Annotated in this window: 12 protein-coding genes; 8 read left to right on the top strand and 4 right to left on the bottom strand. The window is 60.1% G+C overall.

From position 1 onward, the window contains the following. Window positions 1-267: 267 nt before the first annotated feature. Complete coding sequence (locus tag IF204_RS02525; RefSeq protein ID WP_194094413.1) at window positions 268-2,139, bottom strand: hypothetical protein; 1,872 nt, start codon at window positions 2,137-2,139, stop codon at window positions 268-270. A gap of 120 nt (window positions 2,140-2,259) precedes the next feature. Between IF204_RS02525 and IF204_RS02530 the strand changes: the two genes are divergently transcribed. Further along, a complete protein-coding gene (locus IF204_RS02530; RefSeq protein WP_194094415.1) occupies window positions 2,260-2,937 on the top strand; it encodes a thiamine diphosphokinase in 678 nt (225 codons plus the stop codon). Here the strand turns inward: IF204_RS02530 and IF204_RS02535 are convergent. Continuing rightward, window positions 2,918-4,291 carry an L-serine ammonia-lyase gene (locus IF204_RS02535; protein ID WP_194094417.1) on the bottom strand — a complete coding sequence of 458 codons (1,374 nt, stop codon included), beginning with the start codon at window positions 4,289-4,291 and terminating at the stop codon, window positions 2,918-2,920. The genes IF204_RS02530 and IF204_RS02535 overlap by 20 nt on opposite strands. Beyond that, window positions 4,292-4,963: a glutathione S-transferase family protein gene (locus tag IF204_RS02540; RefSeq protein ID WP_194094419.1), complete on the bottom strand. Its 672-nt coding sequence runs from the start codon at window positions 4,961-4,963 to the stop codon at window positions 4,292-4,294. A gap of 155 nt (window positions 4,964-5,118) precedes the next feature. Between IF204_RS02540 and rpiA the strand changes: the two genes are divergently transcribed. From rpiA to IF204_RS02575, 7 genes are all read left to right on the top strand, one after another. Beyond that, window positions 5,119-5,907: a ribose-5-phosphate isomerase RpiA gene (gene rpiA, locus IF204_RS02545; protein ID WP_194094421.1), complete on the top strand. Its 789-nt coding sequence runs from the start codon at window positions 5,119-5,121 to the stop codon at window positions 5,905-5,907. Between the two features lie 89 nt (window positions 5,908-5,996). After that, complete coding sequence (gene gor, locus IF204_RS02550) at window positions 5,997-7,349, top strand: glutathione-disulfide reductase (protein WP_194094423.1); 1,353 nt, start codon at window positions 5,997-5,999, stop codon at window positions 7,347-7,349. 73 nt (window positions 7,350-7,422) lie between these two features. Continuing rightward, window positions 7,423-8,598, top strand: a complete 1,176-nt coding sequence (gene hflK, locus IF204_RS02555) for an FtsH protease activity modulator HflK (RefSeq protein WP_194094425.1) — start codon at window positions 7,423-7,425, stop codon at window positions 8,596-8,598. Next, window positions 8,598-9,473, top strand: coding sequence for a protease modulator HflC (gene hflC, locus IF204_RS02560; RefSeq protein WP_194094427.1), 876 nt, complete (start codon window positions 8,598-8,600; stop codon window positions 9,471-9,473). Before hflK ends, hflC begins: the two co-directional genes overlap by 1 nt. Further along, the gene (locus IF204_RS02565; RefSeq protein ID WP_228069028.1) at window positions 9,470-9,652 is read left to right on the top strand and encodes a DUF2065 domain-containing protein; all 183 of its coding nucleotides are present in this window, start codon (window positions 9,470-9,472) and stop codon (window positions 9,650-9,652) included. Before hflC ends, IF204_RS02565 begins: the two co-directional genes overlap by 4 nt. Window positions 9,653-9,837: 185 nt before the next feature. Then, window positions 9,838-11,238 (top strand): Do family serine endopeptidase, encoded by a 1,401-nt coding sequence (locus IF204_RS02570; RefSeq protein WP_194098123.1) that lies wholly within the window; start codon window positions 9,838-9,840, stop codon window positions 11,236-11,238. Window positions 11,239-11,446: 208 nt separating this feature from the next. Then, complete coding sequence (locus IF204_RS02575) at window positions 11,447-11,881, top strand: glyoxalase superfamily protein (RefSeq protein WP_194094429.1); 435 nt, start codon at window positions 11,447-11,449, stop codon at window positions 11,879-11,881. Here the strand turns inward: IF204_RS02575 and IF204_RS02580 are convergent. After that, entirely contained in the window at window positions 11,878-12,399 is a 522-nt protein-coding gene (locus tag IF204_RS02580) for a peptidoglycan-binding domain-containing protein (RefSeq protein ID WP_194094431.1), read from the bottom strand. The genes IF204_RS02575 and IF204_RS02580 overlap by 4 nt on opposite strands. Window positions 12,400-12,510 lie beyond the last annotated feature (111 nt).

Genomic DNA, 12,510 nt, shown 5'->3' on the forward strand with positions numbered 1-12,510 from the left:
TCACGCTTTGCCGTTCAGTCGCTTAATCGGAGAATTGGGCGCAACTTTTTAGAGAACTACGCTTTTGGCCAGTCGGGTAGCGAGCGGACCATTTGGCTAACCTCAAGAGATGGGAAGCCGTTTAAAGGGATTAATCACTGTTTCGGATTAATCGTCAAAATGGGCCGGACGGTCCAATTGGTGGGTTCGAGACCGGATTTCTGTGAGGTCATAATACCAGAAGGGCGCCCGTAGGCGCCCTTGGTATTTGAATTTGTTTATTGATTCTCAGCCGCGAGCGACTTTCTTTTCTGAACTAAATCGCGACTGGCTCGAAATTTCGAATCGTCCGCTGCGGACTTTGACGATGCGGCCCTGACGGAGCAGGGTGCCCCAAGCGCGCAGGCTGTCTTCGCGGGTGAACTCGCTATCGCTCATCACCTCGCGCAGGCGCCACATCACTTGCGGACGCGAGAAGTCCTCGATGCCGTCGAAGAAGCTGATGTGGGCAGCCGCCGCTTCGATCATCTCGGTCAGGCCGCTTGCGCCGGTTTCCAGCACGAACTCTGCAAACGCCTGCTTAGCGCCGGTGCTGGCCTGGACAGCGGCTTCCGATGCCACAACGCGGCGCGGACGAACCGGAGCAACTGCGGCCGGAGCCGGAGCAGGCTTAGGCTGTGCGACCGGAGCAGGTGCCTCTTCGGCATCCACACGCTGCGAGGCAACGAGCTTCAGCGGAGCAGGCGACTTGCGTTCCGGCGCGGTCGGTTTCTGCGGCGTTTCGGCAGCAGGGCGGACAGCGGCGGTCAGATCGTCGCGGAACGCTTTGTCGTGGTCCTCGCCGCCTGCCAGCGCGTCACCCATCTTGCGGGCAGCTTCGGTCTGGGCAACAGCCGCCTTGAGGTGGCTGAGGGTCTGGCGGCGACGGTCGGTTTCCGGTGCGCTGATTTCAGCGTCGGCCTTGGACAGCAAGCGCGTCAGCTGGTCGTCCTGATCGTCCATGAGGCTGCGGCCACCGTAGGCGACATCGTCGTAATCGTCGTCTTCATCCTCGTCATCGTCGAGAAGGAAGGCATTTTCGGCGTCCTCGTCAGCTTCGCCTTCTTCGTCGATCTCGGCCAGTTCACGGAGAAGGTCCGCGTCTTCCTCGTTCGACAGGCTCAGGCCTTCGAGATCGAAGTCATCCAGACCGTCGAGGTCAGCTTGGTTGAATTCGTCCTCTTCGGGCTCTTCAACCCGCGGCTCTTCGATCTCAGCGACGTCTTCGGTGATTTCGGGCTCTGCCTGGACCGGAGCTTCGAGGATCATCGGTTCTTCTTCGACAACCGGCTGCTCTGCGACCGGTTCTTCGATTTTTTCTTCCACCGGCTCGGCAGCTTTGCGGGCAACCTGCTGTTCAAGAGTGCCGTCTTTCAGAGCCTTCTCGAAATCGGCGCGCTTCATACGAACAACGCGGGGCTGCGGACGCGGGGCGGCGGCAGGTTCGTCGGCCGGAGCGTTGATCGCTTCGGCTTCGGCAGCGGCCTTGGCGGCAGCGGCACGAATTTTTTCGTTGCGGGTCTCGATGTCCGGCTGGCGCGGCGCTTCGGTCTCGGTCGCTTCGATGACGGACGACAGGTCGATGTCGTCTTCTTCAGAAGCGTCCTCGATATACTCGGGCGCAGCGGGCTTCGCAGCCTGCTGACCGACAACCGAGCGCAGACGCTGGAGGCGCTGTGCCACCGATTCCGTTTGCGGTTTGGGCGCAGGAGCGGGCTCTTCCACGACCTCCGGTTCCGGCTGCTCTGCCACAGGTTCGGGCTGAGGTTCCGGCGCCGGAGCAGGCGTGGCTGCTTCCACCGGCGTTTGCACCGGAGGCTGCTGCACGGGCTGTTCCGCGGGCATTTCACTGGAGCCTGCAAGGGCCGCCGCGGGTCGTAGAACGATCCCCGATTGTTCCATGCGTGCTTCGACGCGGCGCGCAATTTCCTTTTCCGCGATGCGGGTTAGCATTTCCGCATCGGGCGTCGGAGGCTCCGCCCCGAAGTATCTGTCTCCCGCCGCAAGATCGCGGAAGTACTCCGCGATGGCCTTCATCGTGTCGAAAGAGTCGTCAAACCCTTCCAGTGTGCACGAGAAAGTGCCGTATGAGACGGTTAAAATCTTACTCGATTCAACCATTACAAGGCTCTTTGTTTTCTACCTTCACTGACATTGACCACTAATTGGTTCTCAATCCGGAACGTAAACGCGATAACAAAGGTGTAATTTTAGGGCAATTTGAGGGCGGACCATTAAATCGTGAACAATCCCGGCGAAAATATACACATTGTTTCCTATTCGGAGCCAATAACGCTGGTTGGCGGCGCTGATTGTCGACAGCGCGACCTCGAAACCGCTTTTAATCTTGCTCCGGTAGTTATCGCAGCGGACGGCGGTGCGGAGCAAGTATTGGCATCCGGACGACTGCCGGAGCGTGTTATCGGCGATCTTGATAGCCTTAAAGATAATCTGCATCGCCGACTTGGCAATATTATCGAGCATGTCGAGGAACAGGAGTTCACCGATTTCGAGAAGTGCCTACTTAGGGTAGATGCGAGTCGCGTTCTTGCCGTCGGCTTCATGGGCGGTCGGATTGATCACCAGCTGTCTGTCCTCAATGTCATGGCCAAACACATGCCGCGGATCATCGTGACGCTGAGCGCCGACGACGTGTCTGTCATGGTCTCTCAGGAAATTGCGTTCGATTTGCCCGCAGGAACGCGGCTTTCGTTGATGCCCGTCGGGGAGTGCCGTGCGTGGACCGAAGGACTTCGCTGGGATTTGGACGGACAAGTGATGAAGCCAGACGGGTTTCTGAGTGCATCCAATATGGTGGACGGCCCCGTGCGCATTCGTGCCGAGGGGCCGGTCCTTCTGGTGTTGCCGTCAGAGCATTTGCATGTGCTCTGGGACGCGCTCAGCAGTTGGGAACGTTGACGGCGAGGCCGCCAAGCGACGTTTCCTTATACTTCGCGTGCATGTCGTTGCCGGTCTGGCGCATCGTTTCAATGGCGGCGTCCAGCGGAACAAGGTGTGTGCCGTCGCCGCGCAGGGCGAGGGAGGCGGCGGACACGGCCTTGATCGCGCCGAGGCCGTTGCGTTCGATGCAAGGCACCTGAACCAGACCGCGCACGGGGTCGCAGGTCATGCCAAGGTGGTGTTCGAGCGCGATTTCAGCGGCGTTCTCGATTTGCTCGGGCGTGCCACCCATCACGGCGCACAGGCCCGCAGCAGCCATGGCGGAGGCGCTGCCGACTTCGGCCTGACATCCGCACTCAGCACCAGAGATGGACGCGTTGTACTTGATGAGGCCGCCGATCGCGGCAGCGGTCAGCAGGAACTCGGGGATCTTCGACGAGACAGCGCCCGGTACGTGGTCGAGCCAGTAGCGCACCACGGCAGGCATCACGCCCGCAGCGCCGTTGGTCGGCGCGGTGACGACCTGACCGCCTGCGGCGTTTTCTTCGTTCACGGCCATCGCGTAGGCGGCCATCCAGTCGTTGGCGACGTGAGGCGCGACCATGTTCAGTCCGCGCTCTGCCATCAGCTCATCATGGATACCCTTAGCGCGGCGCTTCACATTCAGACCGCCCGGCAGGATGCCGTCCGTGGTCAGGCCGCGGTCGATGCAGTCGTTCATCACCTGCCAGATGCGGCTGACGCCCTGATCGAGCTCGTTCACGCGGCGGCGCGAGGTTTCGTTCTTCTGCTTCATCTGCGCGATGGTCAGTCCGCTTTCCGCAGCCATATCAAGCATCTCTTTGGCGCTTTTGAACGGGAACGGAACGGCGGGGCCGTCGTCAGTATCCTTGCCTTGCTCCAGTTCCGAGGCCGTCAGAACAAAGCCGCCACCGACCGAGTAGTAGGTCTCTTCGACAATCGTATCGCCCTGCGCATCGAGGCCGCTGATGACCATGCCGTTGGCGTGGCCGGGCAGGTTGGGGCCGTAGTCAAAGACGATGTCGGTCTTGGGATCGAAGGCCAGCGGGGGCAGGCCATCGACGTGGATGACCTTTTCCTTGCGGAGACGCTCCAGTTCGGCTTCCGCCTTTTCGGCATCATAAGTGTCAGGCAGGAAGCCCGCGAGGCCGAGGATCGTGGCGCGGTCGGTCGCGTGGCCGACGCCGGTGAAGGCCAGCGAGCCGTGCAGCGAAGCTTTGACGCCATGCACGTTGAACGGCTGGGCGCGTAGGAAATCGAGGAAGCGTGCGCCGGCAACCATCGGACCCATCGTGTGGGAAGATGACGGGCCAACACCCACTTTGAACATATCGAAAACGGAGAGGAACATTTAGATGGCGCTCCCTTCGGGCGGCGTCGGGTAGGAAGGTGAAGAAAACGGTGTCTTGCCCAGTCCTTCGGCCAATGCGGCGCGAATGGCGGAGGGGCGCTCCTCGAAACCGAGGCAGAATTCATGAAGCCGCGGCCAGCGCGTCAGATCAAACCACGCGGTGTGGTCCTGCGGGTAGAGCGCCAGCCACCTAAGCATCGGAGCTGCGTAGCACGACAGGGCCGAGGTCTTCGCAAGGTCGGGACCATTTTCAAGGATCGTCAGCAATTCCGCAATCCGCGTCTTGGTCATATCGCGCAAAGGTTCATGTGCGGGCGAGAACTTCTCGGGATAGAAAAGCATCCGCAGGGCAGGGTGCAGCGTGTTCGCCAGCCACAGCAGCCATTTCAGAAAGTCTGCGCGTTCAGGGCTATCCACCGCCGGAGCCATCGCGCCGTGACGGTCAGCGAGCCACAGCAGAATTGCTGCAGTTTCGAACATCACGCCATCCGGCGCTTCCAGCACGGGGATCAGGCCATTGGGATTGAGCTTCAGGTAGCTTTCGGACTTCTGCTCTTTGGCGCTTCGGTCGACCAGCACGGTCTCATACGCCAGGCCCAGCTCCTCCAGCATCAGCCGGACGCAAAGTGAGGCGTTATCAGGTGCATAGTGGAGGCGGTACGCTGTCGTCATAGGGCAGAGTGTATCAGCGAAGTGGCGGCCCAAACGTCGGATTGCGACGTTGGTTTCGGGAATTGCGCCCTGAGGGCTGACGTTTTTGAATTTGTCAGGCTTATCACAACACGACGAAACACCTATAAGCACCGTGAATCCATGAGAGGTGCCCTATGTCCATTGATCTGTCGCCCATTGATAAGGCCAAGTTCGTCGCTGCAAAGCGCGCTGCACAATATGTCGAGAGCGGCATGAAAGTCGGTCTGGGTACTGGCTCCACCGCGTCGTGGCTGGTCAAATGTCTGGGCGAAATGGTCCGTGACGAAGGGCTGAAGATCCAAGGCGTGCCGACCTCTTCGCGCACCGCTGCACTGGCCCGCGAAGTCGGGATCGAGGTCATCTCGCTCGACGAGGCCAAGTGGCTGGACATCTGTATCGACGGTGCTGACGAGTTCGACCCGAACCTGAACCTGATCAAAGGCGGCGGCGGTGCCCACCTTCAGGAAAAGATCGTTGCGACGGCCTCGGACCAGATGATCGTCATCACCGATGCGTCGAAGTCCGTTGAGACGCTGGGTGCTTTCCCGCTGCCGCTCGAAGTTATTCCGTTCGGCTGGCAGACCACGAAGACCATCGTTGAAGAAGCGCTGGTCGGTATGGACGTGCTGGGCCGCAACGTGTCGCTGCGTATGAACGGCGATGCGCCCTACGTCACCGACGAAGGCAACCATATCCTCGACCTGCACCTCAACCGGATCGGTAACGCCCGCCAGCTCAGCCTTGTGCTGAACCAGATTCCGGGCGTGGTCGAAAACGGTCTCTTCATCGATATCTGCGATGCCGTTGTTATCGGCTACGGCGATGGCCGCGCAGAAGTGCGCGACATCAATAACGGCACGGTCGACGAGACGAAGTTCGACTTCCTCGCCGAAGACAATATCTTTGGTGACGTTGCAGAGTAAGCGCCGGGCGTGTGCGTGTGGGCAGATTGACCAGACGCACACCTGATTACACATGCAAGCCAACTGATATTTAACGAGCGGAGCAACTCATGTCCTTTGATTACGACCTCTTTGTCATCGGGGGCGGTTCTGGTGGTGTGCGCGCTGCACGCGTGGCATCCCAAGCAGGCGCCAAAGTCGCGCTGGCCGAAGAAGACCGCATGGGCGGCACCTGCGTTATTCGCGGCTGTGTCCCGAAGAAACTGATGGTCTTCGCATCCGAGTACCATGACATCGTCGAAGACGCGAAAGCCTACGGTTGGGAGCTGGAGCACGGCGAGTTCAACTGGGGTCTGTTCCGCGGCCACATGCACAAAGAACTCGACCGTCTTGAGGGTATCTATCGCAACATCCTCAAGAACAACGATGTGACGACCTACAACGCCCGCGCGACGCTGAAGGACGAGCACACCGTTTCGCTGTCGACCGGTGAAGAAATCACCGCAAAGCACATCCTGATCGCCGTCGGCGGCCAGCCGGTGCGTCCGGACCTGCCGAATGCCGAACTGGGCATGGTATCGAACGACATCTTCCTGATGGAGGAGATGCCGAGCAAAATCCTTATCATCGGCGGCGGCTACATCGCTTGTGAATTTGCAGGCATCCTTAACGGACTCGGTGTCGATGTGACCCAGTTCTATCGCGGTGCGCAGATCCTGCGCGGCTTCGACGAAGAAGCTCGCGGCCTCATCGCAGACCAGATGCGCGAAAAGGGCATCAACCTGCACTGCGGCACCAACATCCTCGAGATGGAAAAGCGTGACGGCAAGATCTGGGTGAAGGGCACCAATGGCGAAGACACCTACGATCAGGTGCTGTTCGCGACGGGCCGTGCGCCGATGACCGACAACCTCGGCCTCGATAAAGTGGGCGTAGAAACCGGCCGTCATGGCGAGATCAAAGTCGACGAATACAGCCAGACCAACATTCCGTCGATCTACGCTGTGGGCGATGTGACCGACCGCGTCCAGCTGACCCCCGTCGCGATCCGCGAAGCGATGGCTTTTGTCGAGACCGTATTCAACGGCAACCCGACCAGCCCTGACCACGACCTGATCCCGTCGGCAGTCTTTACCCAGCCGGAATTCGGCACCGTGGGCCTCAGCGAAGAAGCCGCGCGCGAGCAGGAGCCGATCGAGGTCTACTCGACCAGCTTCCGTCCGATGCAGACCTTGTTCGCAGGTCGCCCCGACCGTGTTCTCATGAAACTCATTGTATCGCAGGAGACCCGCAAGGTTCTGGGCTGTCACATCGTCGCACCGCACGCGGGCGAGATGATCCAGATTGCAGGCATCGCGGTGAAGATGGGGGCGACAAAAGAGGATTTCGACCGCGTCTGTGCCGTGCACCCCACGATGGCCGAAGAGCTCGTTACGATGAAGACTCCGACCCGAACTGCTTGAATTTTCCCCGCGCATTCCCAATTGTGAATAGGACTGCCCCGCGAGGGGTGCTTATAGGGAATGAACGAGGTTTATGGCTGGAAACAACGGAGGCCCTTGGGGCGGCGGAGGAAACCGCGGTGGTTCGAACGGCGGCGATGACAAAGATCGCCAGCGTCCGAACGGCGGTCGCCGCCCGAACGAAGGGCAAGCCCCCGAGATTGATCAACTGTTCAACAAGGGTCGTGACCGCCTGCGCGTACTGATGGGCGGCGACAACGGCCGCACCGGTAACGGCGGCGGCGGTTTTGGCGGAGGCAACTCCGGCGGACCCAAGCTCACAGGTGCAACCATCGGAATCGGCGCAGTTGTTGCCGTGCTTATCTGGGGCGCTGCGTCGTTCTACACGGTGCGCCCCGAACAGCAGTCCGTCGAGCTGTTTCTGGGCGAATTCAGTGACACCGGCCAACCGGGTCTGAACTTTGCTCCGTGGCCGCTGATCACCCACGAAGTACGTTCGGTCACCACCGAAAACACCATCGATATCGGTGCGCAGTCGACCGGCGAAGACACCGGCCTGATGCTGACCGGTGACGAGAACATCGTGGACATCGACTTCCAGGTTGTGTGGAAGATCAAGGATCTGCCAGCCTTCATGTTCAACCTTGCCGACCCCGAAGCGACGATTGCTGCCGTGGCCGAATCCGCCATGCGTGAAATCGTGGCCCAGTCGGAGCTGGCACCGATCCTCAACACCGAACGTGGTGTGATCCAGACCCGCCTGACAGAGATGGTTCAGTCGACCCTCGACAGCTACGACAGTGGCGTCGATATCGTCCGTATCAACCTCGACCGCGTTGACCCGCCGCAGCCGGTTATCTCGTCGTTCTTCAAGGTGCAGGACGCCGAACAGGAACGTGCGCGTCTCCAGAACGTTGCGGACAAGTACTCGAACCAGGTTGTCGCTGAAGCACGCGGTCAGGCCGCTCAGGACCTCGAAGAGGCCGAAGCGTACCGTGCCCGCGTAACCAACGCCGCGCAGGGTGAGGCCAGCCGCTTCACCTCGATCCTTGCCGAGTATCAGGCATCGCCGGACGTGACCCGCCGCCGCATGTACCTTGAAACGATGGAAGAGCTGCTTCAGTCGGTTGACCTGATGATCCTCGACCAGCCTGAGGGCGAAGGGCAGGGCGTCGTGCCTTACCTTCCGCTGAACGAGCTGCGCAGCAATAACGCCAACCGAACCACCGAAGAAGGAGGGTCCAACTAATGCGTAAGGCATATGTAGCTCTCGGCGCGCTGGTCGTAGCAGGCGTCATCGCAGCTTCGTCGATCTTCATCGTCGACGAACGTGAAAAAGCTCTCGTCCTCCAGTTCGGTCAGATCGTTGGCGTGAAGGAAGAGCCCGGTATCGGGTTCAAAATCCCGCTCATTCAGGAAGTCGTCAAATACGATGACCGCATTCTGAGCCGTGACATGGCTGCTCTAGAAGTCATCGCATCGGACAGCCGCCGCATCGAAGTCGATGCCTTCGCGCGCTACCGTATCGCGGACGTCGAGGACTTCCGCCGTGCAACGGGTTCGGGTGGTGAGCGTCAGGCATCCAACCGCCTCGATTCGATCCTGCGTACCGCGATCCGTAAGGTTCTGGGTACCGTGTCGTCGGCTGAAATCCTGTCGAGCGACCGTGACGCACTCATGCAGCTTATCCGCGATGTTGCGGCACCTGAAGCCGACTCGCTTGGCCTCCAGCTGATTGATGTACGCCTCAAGCGTACCGACCTTCCGCCGGAGAACCTCGAGAAGACCTATGAGCGGATGATCGCTGAACGAGAACGTGAAGCGGCAGACGAGATCGCTCGTGGTAATGAAGCCGCTCAACGGATTCGCGCCGGGGCTGACCGTACGGTGACCGAACTTGTTTCGGATGCTCAACGTCAGGCCGAGATCATCCGCGGTGAGGCTGACGCCGAACGGACACGGATCTTTGCAGAGGCCTACGGGTCAGACGCGGAGTTCTTCGATTTCTATCGTTCGTTGCAGGCCTATCGCCGTGCGCTGGAAGGCGGGAATACGTCGATGGTGCTCACGCCGGATAGCGACTTCTTCAGCTATCTGGAATCTGCAACGGGAAACGCTGAATGATTTTGATGCTGCTGCAAGCTGCGGCTGGTGTACTGATCGTAGAGGGGCTGGCGTACGCGCTGGCCCCTAAACTAGTTGAGCAGATGCTCGAACAGATGCGGGAAGTCCCGCTCGAACGTCGTCGCTGGATAGGACTTGTGTCCTTCGCGGCGGGTCTTATCGTCCTCACCCTCTTATAACGAGCCGGCGACCGGATTTCACACCCTGTTGAGACTTATGTTTCAAGGGTTGAGTGGACGGCCCCCTTGCTTAGAGTCCTGTCATAACGGGGCGTTTGGGGGCCCCGCTCAAATGGACAAGGAGAGTCCCTGTGAAATCGAATGCCTTTGCGCTTGATCGCCGGACCGGTGGCCAAAACTCACTCATGGCCCTGTTTCTGGCGGCATTTTTTGTGCTGACGCAGGCAGTCGCCGGACAGGCTCAGGACAATCGCCCTGTGTCGTTCGCCGATCTGGCTGATCGCGTCAGCCCCGCAGTGGTGAACATCACCACTTCGACGATGGTTTCGACCAATATGGACGGCCAACCCGGAATGCCGGGCAGCCCGTTCGAAGAGTTCTTCAAAGATTTCCAGAACCAGGGTCCGCAGCGTTCGTCTGCACTCGGTTCGGGCTTTGTCATTTCGCCTGACGGCTACATTGTGACCAACAACCACGTCATCGAAGGCGCGGACGAGATCCAGATCGAGTTCTTTCCGGGTGGTGAAGACCCGCTCGAAGCTGTTCTGATCGGTACCGACCCGAACACCGACATCGCGCTGCTGAAGGTCGAAGCGACCGATCTGCATTATGTTTCGTTCGGCGACAGCGACGCCGCCCGTGTTGGCGACTGGGTCATGGCCGTGGGTAACCCACTTGGTCAGGGCTTCTCGGTTTCGGCCGGTATCGTTTCGGCCCGTAACCGCGAGCTTTCGGGCACCTATGACGACTACATCCAGACTGACGCCGCGATCAACCGTGGTAACTCAGGCGGCCCGCTGTTCAACATGGACGGTGACGTTGTTGGCGTGAACACTGCGATCCTGTCGCCGAACGGCGGTTCGATCGGTATCGGTTTCTCGATGGCGTCGAACGTTGTGACCAAGGTTGTCGACCAGCTTCAGGAGTTCGGTGAAACCCGCCGCGGCTGGCTCGGTGTCCGCATTCAGGATGTCTCGCCCGATATGGTCGACGCGATCGACGGTCTGCAATCGGTCGCCGGTGCGCTCGTGACTTCGGTTCCTGAAGGCCCTGCAATGGAAGCCGGTGTTGAAGCTGGTGACGTCATCCTCACCTTCGATGGCCGCGAAGTCGCCGACACCCGCGAACTGGTCCGCATCGTGGCCGACTCGCCGGTTGGTGCCGAAGTGGTCATGAACGTCCTGCGTGACGGTGAGAACGTCGAGCTGACCGTTGTGCTCGGTCGCCGCGAAGAAGCCCAAGGCGCCATCCCCGCATCGGCAGAGAACCCGAAGGGTGCTCCGTCGACCGGTGAAGTGCTCGGCCTGATGCTTTCGGCTGTCAACGAAGATGCAATCGCCCAGTTCGACCTCGACCCGCAGACCGAAGGCCTCGTCATCGTTGGTGTCGATCCGATGTCTGATGCTGCTGAGAATGGTCTCCAAGTCGGTGACGTTATCACCGAAGCTGGCCAGATGGCCGTATCGTCTGTCGCCGAGTTCGAAGATCGTGTTGCCGCTGCGAAGGACGAAGGCCGCAAGTCGCTGCTGATCCTCGTCAATCGCGACAACATGGCCCGCTTCCTCGCGCTCAGCCTCGTCGAGTAACCGACCCACATATCTTCCTGAAAGGGCGCCCGTTGCGGCGCCCTTTCTTTTTGCGCGAACGGGGCGTATGAGGAGGGCGGCTCCGGTAGCCAGCCGTCCGCGCCTTCGGGTGGGGTGAATACCGGATATCTCAGCTTTTTTGCCCCTATGACGCGGCGGATTGGCAATGCGGACACCTCCGAACGACCCGCGTCCCGCAGGGACAAAGATGAACTATCAAGACCTTACCCCCGTTTTCGCCACAGCGCCGACGCTGAAACTTCGTGCCCGCCGTTTGCGCGAAGGGACCGAGATGACCCACGCAGAATCGCTTGAGGCTCTCGCCCACGAATACGGTCTCAAAGACTGGAACACGTTGGCAGCCAAGGCCGCGCCCGAGCCGACCTTGCATGGCCTCAGCGCAGGTGACCGCATCGCGGGTCACTACATGAGCAAGCCGTTCACCGGCGTTATCAAAGGCCTGCGCAGCTCGTTCGCGGGCGTAGTGCATCACATCGTCATTCGTTTCGACGAACCCGTCGACGTATCGAAATCGGCTTTGATGCAGATCCCGCGTCAGCAGATCCAGTTCGAGATCAATGATGACGGCATCACGGATGGGCACACATCCGACGGTGTACCCTATCTGTTGCTGGAGCTTTAAATCCCGAGCTCTTCGCTCGTCAGCGGCACGAGGCCAAGCTCTCGTGCCGTGCGGATATCCAGCAGCGGACTATCGAGGCCCTGCTGCCGCTGATAGCTGCGAATGGCGTCAGTCGTGCGGCTGTCCAGAATGCCGTCAATCTCTCCACGGAAGTGGCCACGCACGGTCAGCGCCCGCTGGAGCGACGCCACGAACGGCGCGTCCATGCTGTCAGGGCAGACGGACTCGAATAGAACCTCGCGCCGTTCGCGCACGATACGTTGGCGCGTCACGGTGCGATAGGCGGCGGGGGCAACCACGGTGCCATCGGTATGTACCTCGGCGGGCTGTACCATGACGTGTTCGGTCACAGTTTCCAGCACCGCAGGGGTCACGTCGCGCCCATAGCAGTGACCTTCGGAATCGTGACTGATTTGCGCGTCGGCAAAGGGCGGGGGATTCGACAAAGGCGGCAACCCGTCCGCGCAAGCAGCCAGTACCGGACCCGCAAGTGCGATCAGATAGGCGGGAATTCTCATGGCTGCTCTGCTTTGCCTCTTGTTTCGAATACCTTAGCCGACTTTGGCTGCCTCAGGCAAATTTTACGCGATCCGTTGAAACCTACCTATCGAGGGCTGGCGAACGACGCG

Source organism: Marivivens aquimaris, from assembly GCF_015220045.1.
Classification (GTDB): domain Bacteria; phylum Pseudomonadota; class Alphaproteobacteria; order Rhodobacterales; family Rhodobacteraceae; genus Marivivens; species Marivivens aquimaris.

What these genes read in the sequence shown, in the direction of transcription:
- IF204_RS02525 (WP_194094413.1), bottom strand. Translation starts at nt 2,139, where the DNA reads ATGGTTGAATCGAGTAAGATTTTAACCGTCTCATACGGCACTTTCTCG.
- IF204_RS02535 (WP_194094417.1), bottom strand. Translation starts at nt 4,291, where the DNA reads ATGTTCCTCTCCGTTTTCGATATGTTCAAAGTGGGTGTTGGCCCGTCA.
- IF204_RS02540 (WP_194094419.1), bottom strand. Translation starts at nt 4,963, where the DNA reads ATGACGACAGCGTACCGCCTCCACTATGCACCTGATAACGCCTCACTT.
- rpiA (WP_194094421.1), top strand. Translation starts at nt 5,119, where the DNA reads ATGTCCATTGATCTGTCGCCCATTGATAAGGCCAAGTTCGTCGCTGCA.
- gor (WP_194094423.1), top strand. Translation starts at nt 5,997, where the DNA reads ATGTCCTTTGATTACGACCTCTTTGTCATCGGGGGCGGTTCTGGTGGT.
- hflK (WP_194094425.1), top strand. Translation starts at nt 7,423, where the DNA reads ATGGCTGGAAACAACGGAGGCCCTTGGGGCGGCGGAGGAAACCGCGGT.
- hflC (WP_194094427.1), top strand. Translation starts at nt 8,598, where the DNA reads ATGCGTAAGGCATATGTAGCTCTCGGCGCGCTGGTCGTAGCAGGCGTC.
- IF204_RS02565 (WP_228069028.1), top strand. Translation starts at nt 9,470, where the DNA reads ATGATTTTGATGCTGCTGCAAGCTGCGGCTGGTGTACTGATCGTAGAG.
- IF204_RS02570 (WP_194098123.1), top strand. Translation starts at nt 9,838, where the DNA reads ATGGCCCTGTTTCTGGCGGCATTTTTTGTGCTGACGCAGGCAGTCGCC.
- IF204_RS02575 (WP_194094429.1), top strand. Translation starts at nt 11,447, where the DNA reads ATGAACTATCAAGACCTTACCCCCGTTTTCGCCACAGCGCCGACGCTG.
- IF204_RS02580 (WP_194094431.1), bottom strand. Translation starts at nt 12,399, where the DNA reads ATGAGAATTCCCGCCTATCTGATCGCACTTGCGGGTCCGGTACTGGCT.